Origin of the sequence: Brevibacterium sp. HMSC07C04, assembly GCF_001815905.1 — a bacterium.
Classification (GTDB): Bacteria; Actinomycetota; Actinomycetes; order Actinomycetales; family Brevibacteriaceae; genus Brevibacterium.
On record NZ_KV823238.1, the window covers coordinates 1 to 16943 of the forward strand.

Annotated in this window: 16 protein-coding genes; 13 read left to right on the forward strand and 3 right to left on the reverse strand. The window is 63.7% G+C overall.

Going from position 1 to position 16943, the window contains the following annotated elements:
- Positions 1–807 (forward strand): SulP family inorganic anion transporter (locus tag HMPREF3162_RS01610; RefSeq protein WP_141759521.1); only part of this gene is annotated, 807 nt, incomplete at its 5' end.
- 113 nt (positions 808–920) lie between these two features.
- Positions 921–1778, forward strand: a complete 858-nt coding sequence (locus HMPREF3162_RS01615) for a hypothetical protein (RefSeq protein WP_070776741.1) — start codon at positions 921–923, stop codon at positions 1776–1778.
- Here the strand turns inward: HMPREF3162_RS01615 and HMPREF3162_RS01620 are convergent.
- Positions 1682–3250, reverse strand: a complete 1569-nt coding sequence (locus tag HMPREF3162_RS01620) for a helix-turn-helix transcriptional regulator (RefSeq protein ID WP_083318867.1) — start codon at positions 3248–3250, stop codon at positions 1682–1684. The two genes, HMPREF3162_RS01615 and HMPREF3162_RS01620, sit on opposite strands and share 97 nt — an antisense overlap.
- A 201-nt stretch (positions 3251–3451) precedes the next feature.
- Here HMPREF3162_RS01620 and aceA point away from each other — a divergent pair, with 201 nt between their 5' ends.
- Both aceA and HMPREF3162_RS01630 read left to right on the forward strand, forming a co-directional pair.
- Positions 3452–4726 (forward strand): isocitrate lyase, encoded by a 1275-nt coding sequence (aceA, locus tag HMPREF3162_RS01625; protein WP_070575837.1) that lies wholly within the window; start codon positions 3452–3454, stop codon positions 4724–4726.
- 90 nt (positions 4727–4816) lie between these two features.
- Positions 4817–6424: an aldolase/citrate lyase/malate synthase family protein gene (locus HMPREF3162_RS01630; protein WP_070776743.1), complete on the forward strand. Its 1608-nt coding sequence runs from the start codon at positions 4817–4819 to the stop codon at positions 6422–6424.
- A gap of 126 nt (positions 6425–6550) precedes the next feature.
- Here HMPREF3162_RS01630 and purB read toward each other — a convergent pair whose 3' ends face one another.
- Together purB and recQ are read right to left on the reverse strand one after the other, a co-directional pair.
- Positions 6551–7984: an adenylosuccinate lyase gene (gene purB, locus HMPREF3162_RS01635; RefSeq protein ID WP_070776744.1), complete on the reverse strand. Its 1434-nt coding sequence runs from the start codon at positions 7982–7984 to the stop codon at positions 6551–6553.
- A 7-nt stretch (positions 7985–7991) separates the two neighbouring features.
- A complete protein-coding gene (recQ, locus tag HMPREF3162_RS01640) occupies positions 7992–9824 on the reverse strand; it encodes a DNA helicase RecQ (RefSeq protein WP_370919398.1) in 1833 nt (610 codons plus the stop codon).
- 123 nt (positions 9825–9947) lie between these two features.
- Here recQ and HMPREF3162_RS01645 point away from each other — a divergent pair, with 123 nt between their 5' ends.
- The 9 genes from HMPREF3162_RS01645 to rpsN all read left to right on the forward strand — a co-directional run bounded on the left by HMPREF3162_RS01645 (position 9948) and on the right by rpsN (position 16942).
- Entirely contained in the window at positions 9948–10175 is a 228-nt protein-coding gene (locus HMPREF3162_RS01645) for a hypothetical protein (RefSeq protein WP_070575828.1), read from the forward strand.
- Entirely contained in the window at positions 10172–10792 is a 621-nt protein-coding gene (locus tag HMPREF3162_RS01650; protein WP_070776745.1) for a hypothetical protein, read from the forward strand. Before HMPREF3162_RS01645 ends, HMPREF3162_RS01650 begins: the two co-directional genes overlap by 4 nt.
- A complete protein-coding gene (locus HMPREF3162_RS01655) occupies positions 10789–12195 on the forward strand; it encodes a PGAP1-like alpha/beta domain-containing protein (protein WP_070776746.1) in 1407 nt (468 codons plus the stop codon). Before HMPREF3162_RS01650 ends, HMPREF3162_RS01655 begins: the two co-directional genes overlap by 4 nt.
- 146 nt (positions 12196–12341) lie before the next feature.
- A complete protein-coding gene (gene pdhA, locus HMPREF3162_RS01660; RefSeq protein ID WP_070575820.1) occupies positions 12342–13490 on the forward strand; it encodes a pyruvate dehydrogenase (acetyl-transferring) E1 component subunit alpha in 1149 nt (382 codons plus the stop codon).
- 32 nt (positions 13491–13522) lie between these two features.
- On the forward strand, positions 13523–14488 hold the full coding sequence (locus HMPREF3162_RS01665; RefSeq protein ID WP_070776791.1) for an alpha-ketoacid dehydrogenase subunit beta: 966 nt from the start codon (positions 13523–13525) through the stop codon (positions 14486–14488).
- 8 nt (positions 14489–14496) lie between these two features.
- Positions 14497–15852 carry a dihydrolipoamide acetyltransferase family protein gene (locus tag HMPREF3162_RS01670; protein WP_070776747.1) on the forward strand — a complete coding sequence of 452 codons (1356 nt, stop codon included), beginning with the start codon at positions 14497–14499 and terminating at the stop codon, positions 15850–15852.
- 374 nt (positions 15853–16226) lie between these two features.
- The gene (gene rpmB / locus HMPREF3162_RS01675) at positions 16227–16463 is read left to right on the forward strand and encodes a 50S ribosomal protein L28 (protein WP_019174295.1); all 237 of its coding nucleotides are present in this window, start codon (positions 16227–16229) and stop codon (positions 16461–16463) included.
- Complete coding sequence (gene rpmG / locus HMPREF3162_RS01680; RefSeq protein WP_019174296.1) at positions 16463–16630, forward strand: 50S ribosomal protein L33; 168 nt, start codon at positions 16463–16465, stop codon at positions 16628–16630. Before rpmB ends, rpmG begins: the two co-directional genes overlap by 1 nt.
- A 6-nt stretch (positions 16631–16636) precedes the next feature.
- Positions 16637–16942: a 30S ribosomal protein S14 gene (rpsN, locus tag HMPREF3162_RS01685; RefSeq protein ID WP_070575814.1), complete on the forward strand. Its 306-nt coding sequence runs from the start codon at positions 16637–16639 to the stop codon at positions 16940–16942.
- Position 16943 lies beyond the last annotated feature (1 nt).

Below are 16943 nucleotides of genomic sequence, written 5' to 3' on the forward strand. Positions count from 1 at the left end.
CCGCGTTCACAACCTCACGGGGAAGTACACCTAGCCGGGGTCGCCTCCGGTTTTTTCGGCGGCATGCCCGCCACCGGTGCAATTGCCCGCACCGCCGTCAACGTCCGCGCAGGAGCGCGCACCCGCCTGGCAGCTGTGGTGCACGCGCTGTTCCTTGCCGGGGTCGTCTACCTGGCCTCCGGGCTCGTCAGCCAGATCCCGATGGTTGCCCTGGCCGGTGTTCTGCTGGTCACCTCGGTGAACATGGTCGATTATCACAACGTCGGCAGAATCCTTCGCACCAGCAGGCAGGACGCGTTCATCTTTGCGCTCACAGCACTCATCACGGTGTCCTTCGACCTGATCTTCGCGGTGCTCATCGGCATCGCGGTCACCGCCGTCTTCGCACTGCGGGCCCTGTCGAAAACCGCCGCGGTCGAACACGAAGAGATCCCCGAACCCCACCAGCCGGAAGACAAGCACATTGCGATCGTCCGCTTTGACGGGGCACTGTACTTCGGCATCGGCGATCGCATTCTCACTGCCGTCGAGGCCATTGAGGGCATTAACGATGTTGACGTCGTCATCCTCAAACTGTCCCAATTGAGGTTTATGGACTCTTCCGGCGCCCGAGTACTTGCCGAACTCATCAAGGTCTTCGGTCGGCGCAAGATCACAGTCATCGTCAAAGGCCTGCAGGCACAGCACGAGCACCTGGCGAGCTCGACCGGAGTCCTGTCATCGCTTGCCGAAGATGACTACGTCATAGCCTCACTGCCAGACGCAGTTGCCCAGGCCCGCGAAATCGTCGCGGCGAAGCGTGGCTGACTTTCAGCACCGAAGCTATATTGAGACAACTGGATCTCGGCGGCGAAGGAATGCCGGGACCGCTGGGAAGCGCGGAATCGGGGCATGGCCCCCGGCGCGGAAAGGAAAATACAATGCGTGATTCGAGCGGAGAACGCGGCAGTGCCCTGTGGCTTGCGGCAGGCGCCCTGTTTGTCATCGCGGCATGCATCAACGGATTCAGTGACGGGCTCCTCGACGTCCTCCCGTACACGTATGCGCTCATCGGAACCGCCGTTTTCGCAGCGGCAGGCATCCTCGTGGTCCTAGCTGCACCCGGAGAGCAAATCGGAATCTTCCTGCGAAACAACCGTATGGTCATGTATTTGGGACTGCCCCCGATTGTCTGCAGCATCCTCGTGCTGCTTGAAGCGAACATGGTCAGTCCTCCGATGGAGGAAACTCCGGGCTACCTCATGCTGTTCGCCCTGCCCGAGCTCATTGTGGTGGCAGCGATCTGCCTGGCATCAGCTTCTCCCCCAGACGTGTCTGCCGCCGCCACCGACAGTGCCGCGACCGACAGTCCGCTGACCGTCGACACCGAGCAAAGATCGCCCGCCTCGACGTGGATCATGTGCGCGGTCCTCTATGCTGCAGTGCTTGCCGTGAGCGTCGGCGGGACCTTCCTCGAAGGAATGCTCGCCAACAATGTGGCTTTCCCGGCTTCCCGGATTCTAGTGCTGTTGCTTCTGACCGGGGCGCTCACGTGCGCCCTGCGCGCTGATGCACTGATCAGCTTGGCGCAGCAGCAGAAACTGTTTGTCCCGCTGATGGTGCTGTCAATGCCGACGCTCATGGCGGTCTTCTCCCTGGCCATTACAAACTATGGCGGCTATGGCGAGCTCTACGACTTCACCTACCTCGACGTGATCCTCGAGTTCATCGGCGCGCTCGGGCTGCTCGCGTCCATCGTCCTAGTCTCTCTCGGTGCGTGGCGCTCGAGGAAGGCGTAGACCTCGGTGCGGTCAACACCGGGGAACACCCCCGGTGGGACCGCGGCAAGGAGTGATGCGTGGGTGCGGGCGGACGGCCACGAGGCGTCTTCCCACTTGGCACTGAGCTCTTGCGGCGGCTGCGAACAGCAGCTGGGGTCCGGGCACTTCGATGTTGACCGGTGCGGGGTTCCCTGGCCCGTGAACCACTTCACGTGGGCGAAGGGCACACCGACACTGATGGAGAACTCCCCGCCGGGCAGCACCCGAGCTGTGCACCAGAAGGTCCCTTCCGGGGTGTCCGTGTACTGGAAGTACGGGCTGAACCGGTCTTCAACCCGGTACACGGCACGCGATGTGAATCGCTTGCACGCAAACTGCCCTTCCACAGAGCCCAGGGGATCCTGGGGGAAGGGCAGTCCGTCATTGGAGTACGCCTTGTGAATGGTTCCCGTCTTGGCGACCTTCATGAAGTGCACCGGCAGGTCGAGGTGCCGGGTGGCGAGGTTCGTGAACCTGTGCGCGGCCGTTTCGTAGGACACCGAGAAACGGTCGCGCAGCTCCTCAATAGAAATACTCCGGTTTTTCTTGTCGTTCTGCAGCTGTTCGACAGCAGATTTTTCCGGCACGAGCAGAGCTGCGGCCAGATAGTTGACTTCTACGCGCTGGCGGAGGAAATCCTGGAAGCTTTTCGGCGGAGTGTGGCCGAGCACGTGTGAGGCCAGGGCCGTGAGCACGTGAGAGCGCGGATCGCCCAGTGCCTGTGAATCGTTCGACAGGTACAGCCGCTTATTGCGCGTATCCGATACCGAGCGCGTGGAGTCCGGAAGGTCCGGCACGTAGTGCAGGGAATAGCCCAGGTGGTTGGCGATTGCGGCTGTCTGTGCCTGTGACAGGGGGCCGTCGCCCGACCCAATGGCGCTAAGCAGCTGTGCCGCTGCAGCTTCGATGTCCGGGAAGTAGTTGTCCTGGGCGCGCATTTCTTCGCGCAGCACTCGGTTGGCCCGGCGCGCCTCCTCCGGTGTTGCGGCCCGCTGTTCAAGGACTGTCGCCAGGGCCCGCTGCAGTGAGGCAATCGCCTGGAGTTCGTCATTGCCCAATGACTTCGCTCGGACCGTCGGCAGGCCCAGGACGGAGTACAGCGAAGAGTTCTGGCGGCGCTCAACTTCGAGTTCCAGCGCAGCACGCGGATCGGCCGGGGTGGGGTTGAGGAGGTCGTCAACCGAAACGTCCAGCGCATTTGCCAGTGCCCCGAGCATGTCGAGGCTGGGCGCTCGCTTGCCGGTTTCAAAGGCGGAGATCTGCGATGCCGCCCGGCTCACGAGCGCACCCAGTTCCGCCATGGTCATCCCGGCCCGTCTGCGGTAGTGGCGCAGGTTCAGGCCAATCGACAGGGCATCTGCTTCCGCCTGATGCGCGCCTGCTTGAGAGCCTGCCGCAGGCGGTTTATGAGCGTTCGAGGGAGGAAAGCTGCTGTGATGTGGGCTCGTCATGGGGCAATTATGGCACTCGCATCAGCAGAAGCGCGAAAATTCTGCAGAGCAGAAAAACGGAGAAAATTCTTCTGAAAAACTCTTTTGGAGGCGTGCGTCACAGAGAAAGATAGAACCCAACACCGGAACCCGGCAGCGCATAGCCTTCCAGCAATCGCTTCCTCCGGTGCAACGGCTCAAACGGCTCACAAAGGAGAAACCATGACTGACCTGCACAACGCTTCGGCAATCCAGAAGGACTGGGACGAAAACCCCCGCTGGAAGGGCATCGACCGCGACTACACCGCGGAAGACGTCGTCAAGCTCCGCGGCTCGCTCATCGAAGAGCACACTCTTGCCCGTCACGGTGCCGAACGCCTGTGGGAACTGGTCAACACCGAAGACTTCGTCAACGCCCTCGGCGCGCTGACCGGCAACCAGGCCGTTCAGCAGGTCAAGGCCGGGCTCAAGGCCATCTACCTGTCCGGTTGGCAGGTGGCGGCAGACGCGAACCTCGCCGGTCAGACCTACCCCGACCAGTCGGTGTACCCGGCCAACTCGGTTCCCGCTGTTGTGCGCCGCATCAACAACGCCCTCATGCGCGCCGACCAGATCGAAGTCGCCGACGGCAAGAAGACCGTCGATGACTGGTTCGCCCCGATCGTGGCTGACGCAGAAGCAGGCTTCGGCGGCACCCTCAACGTGTACGAACTCATGCGCGGCATGATCAACGCCGGTGCTGCCGGTGTCCACTGGGAAGACCAGCTGGGCTCGGAGAAGAAGTGTGGCCACCTGGGCGGCAAGGTGCTCATCCCGACCGCGCAGCACATCCGCACCCTCAACACGGCCCGCCTGGCAGCCGATGTCGAGAACGTCCCGTCGCTAATCATCGCCCGCACCGACGCCGAGGCTGCAACGCTCATCACCTCGGATGTCGATGAGCGCGACCAGCCCTACATCACGGGTGAGCGCACCGCGGAGGGCTTCTACCGGGTCAAGAACGGCATCGAGCCCTGCATTGCCCGCGCCAAGGCATTCGCCCCGTACGCCGACATGATCTGGATGGAGACCTCGACGCCAGACCTCGAAGTCGCCAAGCAGTTCGCCGAAGCGGTCAAGGCCGAATACCCCGACCAGCTGCTGTCCTACAACTGCTCGCCGTCGTTCAACTGGAAGAAGCACCTGGACGACGACACGATCGCCAAGTTCCAGCGCGAACTGGGCGCTATGGGCTACAAGTTCCAGTTCATCACCCTGGCTGGCTTCCACGCGCTCAACTACTCCATGTTTGATCTGGCTCACGGCTACGCCCGCGAACAGATGAAGGCCTACGTCGACCTGCAGGAACGTGAATTCGGTTCGGAAGACCGCGGCTACACCGCAACCCGCCACCAGCGCGAGGTCGGTGTGGACTACTTCGACCAGGTTGCCAACATCATCAACCCGCAGTCCTCGACGACCGCAATGAAGGGCTCCACCGAGTCCGCCCAGTTCTGACCAAAGAGTCAGAAGAACCCAGAGCACGTCGGCTCTGGCCGTCAAGTCGGAGCCGACGTCAACCCAGAAAAGGAAAACACCGTGTCTCGCATGATTGTCCGCGGAACCCAGCAGCCCGAGTTCGGCAGAGTGCTCTCCACTTCCGCGCTTGAGTTCGCTGCGGCTCTGCACAGCGAGTTCGAGACCGAACTGCGCACAGTGCTGCACAGTCGGCAGGTCTCCCGTTCTGGTTCGGACGTGGGCCGCCTGCCGGCTTCGGGGCAGTCCGCCGAAGCCGAGCGCACGATGCCGGGCTTCCGCGTTGTCGGTGCTGGTCAGGACGTCTGTTCCTCCGCAGACTCCGCGACTGGCACTGCCGACGCGGGAAGCCCGCACGCGGTCGGCACCGCGGATGGCACCAGCAACACCGCGGGGTTTGTCGAGGTGGTTGCTCCTGCTCTGGGTCAGCAGATTTCCGACGCTCTGCGTTCGGGAGCACAGCTGTGGGTGGCTGACTTCCACACCGGGTTGAGCCACCGGTGGAAGAACGTCGTCATCGCTCAGCAGAACCTGAGGGCCGTTGTGCGGGGAGAGGCTTTTGCGCTCGATCCGCACAACGGTCACCGGGTCAGCATCCGCACTCGGCACATGCCGTTGGTGAGCATCCGTCCGCGTGACCTTCACGCCCGCGAAGCCGACCTGGTGTGGGAATCCGACTCCGGGCGGCGGGTGCGCTCGGTTGCCGGTCTTGTCGACTTCGGCCTGTTCTTCTTCCACAATGCGGCCGGTCTGCACAAGCGCGGTGAGCACCTGCGGGTACACCTGCCGGGCATTGAAACAGCAGCTGAGGCCGCCTTGTGGAACAGCGTCTTCGCTTTCGCGGAAGACCGCATGGGGTTTGAACGCGGTTTTATCCGCGCGACCGTCCAGGTGGACACCTTCGGCGGTGCTTCCTTCCTTGAGGACATTCTGTTCGCCCTGCGGGAGCACTGCGAAACCGTCACCACGGGTGTGCGCGCCTACATGTCTTCGCTCATCTCCGCTGCTCGCGACTACTCGGACATTTCGTTCGACGACTGGACGACGCTCGACTTCGACGAACCCTCCGTGACCGCACTGCTTGACCGCGCGGCGGCACTGAGCGCTGAGCACGGTGCCCTGTTCAGCGCCGAGTTCGATTCCACGCGGCCGGAGATGACGCGCATCCGCGTGGGCGAACCCGCCCTGGTTGACGATGCCCGCGAACTGCTGGAGACCACACGCGAACTGGTGGACGCCGGCACCACCAGGTCGACTGCCGACCCGGGCCGCCGCGCCCTCATTGTGGGCGCACGCACCCCGAACATCAGCATCGACGATGTTCACGCCAACATCCGCCGTGTGCTCGGCTACACCGACACCTACCTGTCGGGGCTGGGGGAGTACCGCGAAGACGGTCGGATGATCGGCACCGCCGCGGCGGAACTGTCGCACAGCCAGCTGTGGCAGTGGCTGCGCAACAGCGTGGAGCTCACCGACGGCCGCACTTTCGACACCGCTGTGTTCACGCGTGCTGTCGCAGAAGAACTCGCGATTGTGCCGCTGCACGCCGCCGACTACTTCCACGAAATCGCCGACATGCTGCGCGAAACCGTTGACCACCCCGACTTCACGGAGTCTTTCGTTCGGCTGGCCTACGACCGCTTCCTCGTAGAGCGAGCCGCACGTCGGGCCTCGTGATCCGGTTCCCGCACACGGAACTGAAGCACACACAAAGCGCACACAGAAAAACTGGCGAGGTGCCGCTCCTGGTGAGCGGCACCTCGTCAGTTTCTGCTCGGGTCAGCAGGGGTGTGGGTGGAACGGTCAGCCGTTCTTCAGTGCACTCCAGCGTTCGGCGTGGTCGGCGGCAAGCTGGCGGGCCCGGCCGATATACGTCTGGGGGCGCAGCTCTTTCAGGCGCTTGGCGTCGTCTTCCGGCAGGCCCAGGCCCTCAGTGAATTCCTGCAGCTCCGCCTGGCCGATCCGGTGGCCGCGCGTGAGGTCCTTGAGCTTTTCGTAGGGGTTGTCCATGCCGGGAACGCCGCGCAGATAGGCCGCGCGCATGACCGACTGGACGGCCTCGCCGAGCACTTCCCAGTTGCCTTCGAGGTCAGCGTCGAGGGCGTCGCGGTTGATGTCGAGCATTTTCAGGCCCTTGACTAGGTTGTTCATCGCCAGAATCGAGTGGCCGAACGCCACGCCGATGTTGCGCTGCATTGTCGAGTCCGTCAGGTCGCGCTGCAGGCGGCTGGTGACAAGCGTGTCGGCAAGGGTGTTCAGCAGAGCGCACGACACTTCGAGGTTCGCTTCGGCATTTTCAAAGCGGATGGGGTTGACCTTGTGCGGCATGGTCGAAGAGCCGGTGGCGCCCTCAACGGGGATCTGCTTGAAGTAGTTCATCGAAATGTAGGTCCAGAAGTCCGTCGCCAGGTTGTGGGCGATCCGGTTGAACCTGTCGATGTCGGAGTACAGCTCCGCCTGGAAGTCATGCGATTCGATCTGCGTGGTCAGTGGGTTGAACGTCAGCCCCAGACGGTCTTCCACAAAGCTGCGGGCAATCTCCGGCCAGTCAGCACCGGGAACCGCGACAGAGTGGGCGGCGTAGGTGCCGGTCGCACCGTTGATCTTGCCCAGGTAGACGGTGTCTTTGATCCGCTTGAACTGGCGGGCCAGACGGTGCGCGGTCACCGCGATTTCCTTGCCCATGGTGGTCGGCGTGGCCGGCTGACCGTGCGTGTGGGCGAGCATGGGAACCTCGGCGAGCTCCTGGGCCATGGCCGTCAGCTGATCGATGAGCGCTTCGGCCCGCGGCAGCCACTGGTTTTCAACCGCGCCCTTGAGCCCCAGGGCGTAGGACAGGTTGTTGATGTCTTCGGACGTGCAGCAGAAGTGCACGAACTCGCGCAGGTCATCCCCGCCGAGCTCAGCCAGGCGGTCCTTGATGACGTACTCGACGGCCTTGACATCGTGCACCGTGACCTTCTCAATGTCTTTGAGCTTGGCAATAGTGGCAGCGTCAAAGTCCTCGACCAGCCCGCGCAGGCCCGCCTTCTCTTCTTCTGTCACAGTGCGCACTCCGTCGACCACACCGTTTTCAGACAGGTGGATCAGCCACTCCACTTCCACGTGGATGCGGTCGCGATTGAGTGCGGCCTCAGACAGGTAGTCGACCAGGCCCGCCGCATCGGCACGGTAGCGGCCATCGAGCGGGCTCAGGGCAATAGCGGGATCAAGATCAGCCAAAGTCACGCGAGTCATAGGCCCATCATCCCACGTCTGCTCCGGCGACGATTTCCAGAACCTCGGCTCCATACGCCTCGAGCTTTTTGTCGCCGACCCCGCTGACCTTCCGCAGAGCAGCCGACGACTGCGGCTGGGCAATCGCAATGTGCATAAGTGCGGTATCCGGGAACACCACGTAGGCAGGCACGCCCGCGTTCGCGGCGGTGGTCTTCCGCCAGGTGCGCAGGCGGTTGAAGATCTGCTCCTGGTCTTCTGTCAGGTGGAACTTCCGCACACTTCCTGCCGAGGCGGAGCTCGTCCTGCTCTGCCTCTTCGGCTTGGCCAGTTCGACCCTCACCTCACCGCGCAGCACCGGGTCGGCAGACGCATCGACCATGAACACGCCGTACTCGCCGACCGGCACGGTCCAACCGCGCGCCGTGGTCTGTCGGAATACCGAACGCCACTGGGCTTCGCTCAGATCGGCCCCAATGCCCCACACTGACAGGCTCCCGTGGTCAGACTCTTCCGAGCGCGGATTGTTCTTACCGCGCAGCACGTCAATGATCTGCCCCGTGCCGAAGCGCTGACCGCGCTCGCGCTCCAAGCGGATAATGGTCGACAGCAGCATCTGCACCGGCACAGTCGCATCCCACGCCTGCGGGGGATGAAGGCACGTATCGCAGTTGCCGCACGGGCCGGATTCTTCGCCGAAATACTGCAGAATCTGCTGGCGGCGGCAGCTGAGCGACTCACACAGGGCGAGCATGGAATCCAGGTGGCGGCTTAGATTCTGCCGGTGCTGCGGCGAACCCTCCGACTGGCTGATCAGCCTGCGCTGAGCCACAACATCGCCCAAGCCGTACACCATCCACGCGGTCGCCGGCAGGCCGTCCCGGCCGGCTCGGCCCGTCTCCTGGTAGTAGCCCTCAACGGACTTCGGAAGATCCACGTGGGCGACAAAGCGCACATCCGGCTTGTCAATGCCCATCCCGAAGGCAATCGTGGCGACGATGACAACGCCGTCCTCACGCAGAAATCGCGCCTGGCGCGCCGAACGCTCATCCTGCGGCAGACCAGCGTGATAGGCCATCGCATCGATGCCCTGCTCACACAGATAGTCAGCAAACTGCTCCGTCGACTTGCGCGACAGACAGTAGACAATACCCGCCTCACCCGGATGTTCATCCTTGATCAGCTGCACCAGCTGACGGCGCGGAGAAGTCTTCTCCGCAATGCGGTACTGAATGTTCGGCCGATCAAAACTCGAAACAAAATGGCGCGCCTCACCCATGGCCAACCGCCGCGTCAGTTCATCATGGGCAGCCGGGGCGGCGGTTGCCGTCAGCGCGACACGCGGCACGGCCGGAAAACGCTCGTGCAGAACCGACAAACCCAGGTAGTCAGTCCGAAAATCATGCCCCCACTGGGACACACAGTGCGCCTCATCAATAGCAAACAGCGAAATCTGCGTCTGCTCCAACAGGCGCAGCGTCCTTTCCTGGACGAGCCTTTCAGGAGCCAAGTACAGAAGATCCAAAGCACCCGAACGCAGCTGGGCCTGCACCTCGTGAGCTTCTTCCGGGCTCAGACTCGAATTGAGGTAGGCGGCTTTGACCCCGAGCGCTTCGAGGGCGACAACCTGGTCCTCCATGAGCGCGATGAGGGGCGAGATGACCACGCCGGTGCCGGGGCGCACCAGCGCAGGAATCTGATAGCACAGCGATTTACCGCCGCCGGTGGGCATGAGGACTACCGCGTCGCCGCCTGTGCACAGGTGGTTGATGATCTCTTCTTGTTGGCCCCGAAACGACGAATAGCCGAAGACGGAATCGAGAACTTCGGCGGGGGTTCGCTGTGCGGCAGTCACGGGCACACCCTATCCGTGTCCATGCAGTGTGCGCCGCTGAGTATCGGCTGACTGTGGATAACTGCACGTGTGTCCACAGGCTTCGGTCCACCCTGGCCGGCGTGGGCAGGCCGCGCTGAGGATCGGGCCATGGATGAACTGCACGTGATGATGAAGCAATGGGAAGCCATCAGCGGCGAACTGGCGATGCTGGCAAACGCCGTGGCCGCAGCTGATCCCGATTACTGGGAAGGTGCCGCTGCAGAAGCCTTCCGCTGGCAGCTGCGGGAGCGAGCCCGCGCGTGCTCTGAGGCCGGGCGCATGGCGGACGAGGTCGTGCGGGCTTTCGCCGAGCACGTCAGGAAGGCAGCGTCATGACGTGGCTCGATCTGGACCCTCGCGCTTTCGCAGCGCTTCCGCCAGACCTCGTGGCGCTCCTGCCGCTCGGAATCGTACCGACTCTGACGGAGCCGGCTGTTGGGGAGCCAGCTCACGAGGTGCCGGTTCCGGGGGAGGGGAGTGGCACCTCGGGTGCTGGTGGGGAGGGCTCCCCCGGGAAGCCCGTCAACGGTGCCGAGCTTGCACTCGCAGTTGCCTTCGCCTCGAACCCATTTGTCTTTTCCGCCTATGCGTACGGACCGCCGGGCATTCTGGTCATCCACGCGGTGTTCGACCCGGCAACCGCCGCGGTCATCGTGCGCCGTGACAGGGGCGATGTGGAGGCGGACGGCGGTGCGGCAGACCGTGGTGCGGCCCTACACGGGCGTCTGCTGCGCGGAACATTCTGCGACCTTGGCGACCTCCCGCAGATTGTGGGGGACATCCTTGCCGCGGGCTTCAGCGACGGAGCCTTTGCCGTGGGCGCACTCACCCCTGACGTGACGCCTGGACAGGTTTTCGAGCACATTGAATTCACTGCGGCGGACCGTCCATCCGCCATCGTCGCAGCACTCGATGCGGCGCTCGCCGCGGCTTACGAGTGGGTGGAGTCATGAGGGTTATCGGCGGGGAGCGCGGATTTTCTGCCCGGCTTGAAAACATCCGCAGCGCGGCGGGCACTCTGCGGAACCTGGGTGAGAGCGCTGGCGACGTTGTGCGGGCGTCACCTCAGCCGCCCGGCGTGGGCTCGCTGCTGGACTCTCCGCTGACGTGGGCAAAGGTCGAGTACGCCTGTGCCGAGTTCTTCATGCGCACCCGTGGGCTGGGCGACAGCCTCACGAAGCTCGGTGCGCAGGCGCAGCTGGCAGCGGCGGGCTACGAAGCCGCCGATTCTGCCGCCCACAGGGCACAGCAGTTCGGCAGTTGGGCGGCCGGCTGGGGCCTGGGTGTGGCGGTGCGGGTGACAGCACCGGTGTGGGCGGTTCCGGCGGCCATTGCGGCACTGACAGCGGCCGGATGGACAGCGGCGGCGGACGGGCTTGTCACCCTCATCACCGGGCGCAGTCCCGAACTCGGAAAGAAGGCCATGGCCGCAGCCCGAGGCATCTTCGAGCAGGCGGTGGCAGACAACACAGGCGCGTTCAGCCGGGTGCTTGATTCCGGGCTCTCCGGCTTCGGCACGGGCCTGCTGGGCCTGCCGCCGCTGCCGCCCATCATCGATGCAATGCGCGCTGGCCCGCTGACCCGCTCTCTGGCCAAGACCGGCGAAGCGCGCGGGGCCTTTCCCACCGAACCTCCGGAGGTTCGCTCTCACGCGGCTGCGGCGGGCGGTTCGCCGCGTTCCCTGTCCGGCCTGTACGAACGCCAGGTAGCCGCACACTCCGGTCGCGAAAACGGCAGGGTTCGGGTGGATGCGGTCCGCGGACAGGACGGCAAGAAGCGGTACATCGTCTATGTGCCGGCAACAACCGACTGGAGTGTCAAAGGCGGACGCAACACAACGGACACGGCAACGAACGTGCAGACCATGGCAGAGCGAGAATCAGCCATGCGCCACGTGGTGAAGACGGCAATCAGAGAAAGCGGCATCCAGCCCGAAGACGAAATCATGCTCGTGGGCTATTCGCAGGGCGGAATCGTCGCGGCATCGCTGGCAGCTGATCCCGAATTCCGCAAACAGGCGCGCGTGCGGCAGGTGGTCACCGTCGGCAGTCCCGTCGGCCGCTTCGACGTGGGGAACACCAAGGTGCTGTCGATCGAACAGGACCGAGACGTAGTTCCGGCACTCGACGGAACGGACAACCCTGACAAGCGCACCTGGACCACGATCATCGCGGATTCACCGCCGGTGGACAGCCCCCTGGGTGCTCATTCCTCTGAGGCGTACACCGAGGTCATCCGCGATCTTGAGAGGAGTCGACAGCCGGATATTGTTCAGTTTTCGAAAGACAATCGCGACTTTCTCGGCGGCACCGTCGAAGAGTCGCGCGAATACGAAGGGGTCCGCCAGGAAAAATAAAAGTGCATATTGGCATAGGTCCTCACTTCCGTTAGATTGTGTTCACGATGTGAAACACGTCGCCGACGTGCAGGCAAACAGCCGAGCGCTCGGTTGGTATGGCAAAGAGGCCACAAGCCCATTCGGCCACGATTAGAGGAGACGCAATGACCTCGAATCTCGCAGGCAACACCAGTGCTGCTCAAGATTCAGATCGTCCGATGATTCAGATGCTTTCGCCGGAAGGCAAGCGCGTTCGCTCCGGGGAGTACGATTCCTACGCCGCAGATCTCACAGGCGAGGACATGCGCGATTTCTACCGCGACATGGTGCTCATCCGTCGAGTGGACGCAGAAGGCAACGCCCTGCAGCGCCAGGGTCAGCTGGGGCTGTGGGCCCCGCTGAAAGGCCAGGAGGCAGCGCAGATCGGACTGGGCCGCGCACTGCGCAAACAGGACTTCGTGTTCCCCACCTACCGTGAACACGGCCTGGCGTGGTGCCGCGGAGTTGAACCCGAAACGCTGCTGGGCATGTTCCGCGGACAGCACCACGGCGGCTGGGACCCCCAGGAAAACCGCTTCCACACCTACACGATCGTCATCGGCTCGCAGGTGCTGCACGCCACCGGCTACGCCATGGGCGTGAAGTTCGACGGCGACGTTGCCACCGGCGACCTCGAACGCGACACGATCTCGGTTGCATGCATGGGCGATGGCGCAACCAGCCAGGGCGACGTCTCCGAAGGCCTCAACTTCGCGGCGGTTTTCCACGCGCCCGTCCTGTTCTTCATCCAGAACAACCAGTTCGCCATTTCCGAACCGAACTCCGCACAGATGGCAGCACCGCTGTTCAAGCGCGGAACCGGCTTCGGCGTTCCCGGTGTGCGCGTCGACGGCAATGACGTGCTGGCCATGTACTCCGTGGCCAAGGCAAGCGCCGATTCGATTCGCGCGGGCCTGGGCCCCATGCTGATCGAAGCGTTCACCTACCGCATGGGTGCACACACCACCGCTGATGACCCCACCAAGTACCGTTCGGACGCGCTGACGGAATCGTGGCTCGAAAAGGACCCCATCGACCGGGTTCGCCGCTTCCTGCACCGCGAAGACTACGCCGACCAGGAATTCTTCGACTCGATCGACGAAGAAGCCGACGCGCTTGCCGCCCGGATTCGCGGGGCCTGCATGGCCATGGATCCGCCGGCGCCGTCTGAGATCTTCGATTCCGTGTTCGTCGAAGAGCACCCCCTCATCGAAGCCGAACGGCGTGAGTACCTGGAATACCTCGACTCCTTCGCAGAGGAGGGCGCACTGTGACCGCGGCATCCGCACTCGACTCGGTTCAGAAGATGCCCCTGTCCAAGGGCATCACCGCGGGGCTTCGCAAGGCAATGGACGAAGACCCCAAGGTCGTTCTCATCGGTGAGGACATCGGCAAGCTCGGCGGCGTCTTCCGCGTGACGGAAGGACTCCAGAAGGACTTCGGCGAACAGCGCGTCATCGACGCCCCGCTGGCGGAATCCGGCATTGTCGGCACCGCAATCGGCATGGCCATCCGCGGCTACCGCCCGGTTGTCGAAATCCAGTTCGACGCCTTTGTCTTCCCGGCCTACGACCAGATTGTGACCCAGCTGGCAAAGCTGCACGCGCGCACCCGCGGCAAGCTCAATGTGCCGGTGGTCATCCGCATCCCCTACGGCGGCGGCATCGGCTCGCCCGAACACCACTCGGAGAGCCCGGAAACCGTCTTCGCCCACCATGCGGGGCTTAAGATCATGGCGCCGTCGAACGCACACGACGCCTACTGGATGATCCAGGAGGCCATTAGAAGCCCCGACCCGGTCATCTACTTTGAGCCCAAGCGCCAGTACTGGCTGCGCGGCGACGTCGACCTCGGCAATCCCGCCACCACCGCGTACAGTGCTGAAGTCGTCCGGCCCGGACGGGACTGCACGCTCGTGGCCTACGGCCCGCTCATACCGCAGGCACTCGACGCGGCAGCGGCAGCGGCGGAAGAAGGCGTTGACCTCGAGGTCATTGATCTGCGCGGTCTCAACCCCATCGACTTCCCGGCCATCGAAGAGTCCGTGAAGAAGACGGGCCGCCTTGTTGTTGCCCACGAAGCCCCCGTGTTCCTGGGCTTGGGATCGGAGATCGCCGCACGGATCAGCGAACGCTGCTTCTACCACCTGGAAGCGCCCGTGCTGCGGGTCGGCGCCCCGCACGCCCCGTACCCCGGTTCGAAGCTCGAACAGCACTACCTGCCTGACCTCGACCGCATTCTCGATGCCGTCGACCGGGCCATGGACTTCTAAGGAACCCAATGACAGACACATTTCTCCTGCCCGACCCGGGCGAGGGGCTGACCGAAGCTGACATCATCTCGTGGAAGGTCGCCGAAGGCGACACCGTGACGGTCAACCAGATCCTCGTTGAAATAGAAACCGCAAAATCACTCGTCGAACTGCCCAGTCCGCACGCCGGTGTGATCGCCAAACTGCTGGTTGAAGAAGGCCAGACCGTCGAAGTCGGCACCCCGATCCTCGAGTTCGAAGGCGACGGCACGGCCTCCGGTGACGCTCCCGCAGCCGGTGGCGCTGCGGAGGACACTGCGGCCGACGAAGGCACCGGCCCGAACCTCGTGGGCTATGGAACCACCGCGCAGTCCAAGCGCCGCCGCCCCCGCAAGGGACAAAAGCCGCAGGACCAGCATGCAGCCCCGGCACCGGAAGCCCGTGCGGCTGCGGCGGATCCGGCTGTGCAGCCCGCACCGGAACTGCCAGAGACAGCCGGGCGCGCTCTGGCCAAGCCGCCGGTGCGCAAACTAGCAAAAGACAACGGCATCAACCTGGCCGATGTCCCCACGACCGGCGAAGGCGGCGTCGTCACCCGCGCCGACCTCATGAACTACATGGAGAACGGTCAGGCGAGCTCTGCGCCCGCCCAGACGGCCGCCGTGGCGACAGGCACCTCGGCAGCTGGCGGCCCGGGTGCAGAAGAGCGCATCCCGTTCAAGGGCGTCACCAAGTTCATGGCGCAGGCAATGGTCGACTCGGCGTTCACCGCACCGCACGTCACCGAATTCCTCGACGTCGACGTCACCGCAACCATGGAACTGGTGTCGCGCTTCAAGGCGTCCGGCGTGCTCGGCGACGTCAAGCTGTCACCCCTGGCCGTCGTTGCCAAGGCTGTGACCTGGGCGGTAGCTCGCAATCCGCGGATCAACAGTTCGCTGGAAGGCGATGAAATCGTCGTCAAGCACTACGTCAACCTCGGCATCGCCGCGGCAACACCGCGCGGCCTCGTCGTGCCGAACATCAAGGGTGCTCACACGATGGGCCTGGGCCAGCTTGCAGGAGAAATCCGCGAACTGGCACTCACCGCCCGCGAAGGCCGCACCACCCCGGCCGCGCAGACCGGTGGAACCATCACGATCACCAACGTCGGAGTGTTCGGCGTAGACGCCGGAACCCCCATCATCAACCCCGGCGAAGCCGCCATCCTCGCCTTCGGTCAAGTGCGCCAGCGCCCGTGGGTTGTCGACGGTGAGATCGTGCCGCGCGACATCACAACGCTGGCAGTGTCCGCCGACCACAGGCTGGTAGACGGGGAGATCATCTCGAAGTTCTTGGCTGACGTGGGCCGAGCGCTCGAAGACCCCGCGATCATGCTGGCCTAAGCGGCAGCGCCGATGCGCCGCGGGCTGCGCCGGAGAGCCAGTCCGATTTGGCGCATCGGCGCGCAGCGGCTTAGAATGATTGACTGTTGTGGCCGAATTGCGCCTCAACGCGCTCACACAGCGATGCTGAGCACAGGCCCTTCTCTCACAGGCCTGACACACGCTGGTGAGACATCGTCGGAACACGGGACTATCCACCCCGCAGGTTTCGCACACGCCCTTCACCGGGCAAAGAGCATAACCACCGCTGTGTTCACGTCGACGCGACTGTCGACATGGGAACGTGCCCGGTGGAACTGTGAAGATGTCTCGGCGGCCCTCACGCACACGGCGCGAGGACAGCGCCGCCGGCAGAAGTCAACTGGAGGAGAGTCATGGCAGCAGTCTGCCAGGTAACCGGGGCCACCCCTGGTTTTGGGAACAACGTCTCCCACTCGAACCGCCGCACCCGTCGTCGGTTCGACATCAACATTCAGAAGAAGCGCTACTACGTGCCGTCGCTGCGCCGCAAGGTCACGCTGACGGTTTCGACCCGCGGCATCAAGGTCATTGACGCCCGCGGCATTGACGCTGTGGTCAACGAGCTCATCGCCAAGGGAGTGAAGCTCTGATGGCAAAAGCACAGGACGTACGCCCGATCATCAAGCTGAAGTCAACGGCAGGAACCGGTTACACCTACGTGACCAAGAAGAACCGCCGCAACACCCCCGACCGCATCGTCATGAAGAAGTACGACCCCGTGGTCCGCAAGCACGTCGAATTCCGCGAGGAGCGCTGATAGTCAATGGCTAAGAAGTCTAAGATCGCACGCGAAAAGCAGCGCCAGGTCATCGTCGAGCGCTACGCAGAGCGCCGTGCCGAACTCAAGCGTCAGCTGGTTCACCCTGACTCCACAGACGAGCAGCGCGAAGAAGCACGCCTGGGTCTGCAGAAGCTGCCCCGCGACGCTTCGCCGGTTCGTCTGCGCAACCGCGACCAGGTTGACGGGCGCCCGCGCGGCTACCTCCGCAAGTTCGGTGTTTCACGCGTTCGCTTCCGGGAAATGGCCCACAAGGGCGAACTTCCTGGCGTTACCAAGTCGAGCTGGTAAG

What these genes read in the sequence shown, in the direction of transcription:
- HMPREF3162_RS01615 (WP_070776741.1), top strand. Translation starts at nt 921, where the DNA reads ATGCGTGATTCGAGCGGAGAACGCGGCAGTGCCCTGTGGCTTGCGGCA.
- HMPREF3162_RS01620 (WP_083318867.1), bottom strand. Translation starts at nt 3,250, where the DNA reads ATGACGAGCCCACATCACAGCAGCTTTCCTCCCTCGAACGCTCATAAA.
- aceA (WP_070575837.1), top strand. Translation starts at nt 3,452, where the DNA reads ATGACTGACCTGCACAACGCTTCGGCAATCCAGAAGGACTGGGACGAA.
- HMPREF3162_RS01630 (WP_070776743.1), top strand. Translation starts at nt 4,817, where the DNA reads ATGATTGTCCGCGGAACCCAGCAGCCCGAGTTCGGCAGAGTGCTCTCC.
- purB (WP_070776744.1), bottom strand. Translation starts at nt 7,984, where the DNA reads ATGACTCGCGTGACTTTGGCTGATCTTGATCCCGCTATTGCCCTGAGC.
- HMPREF3162_RS01645 (WP_070575828.1), top strand. Translation starts at nt 9,948, where the DNA reads ATGGATGAACTGCACGTGATGATGAAGCAATGGGAAGCCATCAGCGGC.
- HMPREF3162_RS01650 (WP_070776745.1), top strand. Translation starts at nt 10,172, where the DNA reads ATGACGTGGCTCGATCTGGACCCTCGCGCTTTCGCAGCGCTTCCGCCA.
- HMPREF3162_RS01655 (WP_070776746.1), top strand. Translation starts at nt 10,789, where the DNA reads ATGAGGGTTATCGGCGGGGAGCGCGGATTTTCTGCCCGGCTTGAAAAC.
- pdhA (WP_070575820.1), top strand. Translation starts at nt 12,342, where the DNA reads ATGACCTCGAATCTCGCAGGCAACACCAGTGCTGCTCAAGATTCAGAT.
- HMPREF3162_RS01665 (WP_070776791.1), top strand. Translation starts at nt 13,523, where the DNA reads ATGCCCCTGTCCAAGGGCATCACCGCGGGGCTTCGCAAGGCAATGGAC.
- HMPREF3162_RS01670 (WP_070776747.1), top strand. Translation starts at nt 14,497, where the DNA reads ATGACAGACACATTTCTCCTGCCCGACCCGGGCGAGGGGCTGACCGAA.
- rpmB (WP_019174295.1), top strand. Translation starts at nt 16,227, where the DNA reads ATGGCAGCAGTCTGCCAGGTAACCGGGGCCACCCCTGGTTTTGGGAAC.
- rpmG (WP_019174296.1), top strand. Translation starts at nt 16,463, where the DNA reads ATGGCAAAAGCACAGGACGTACGCCCGATCATCAAGCTGAAGTCAACG.
- rpsN (WP_070575814.1), top strand. Translation starts at nt 16,637, where the DNA reads ATGGCTAAGAAGTCTAAGATCGCACGCGAAAAGCAGCGCCAGGTCATC.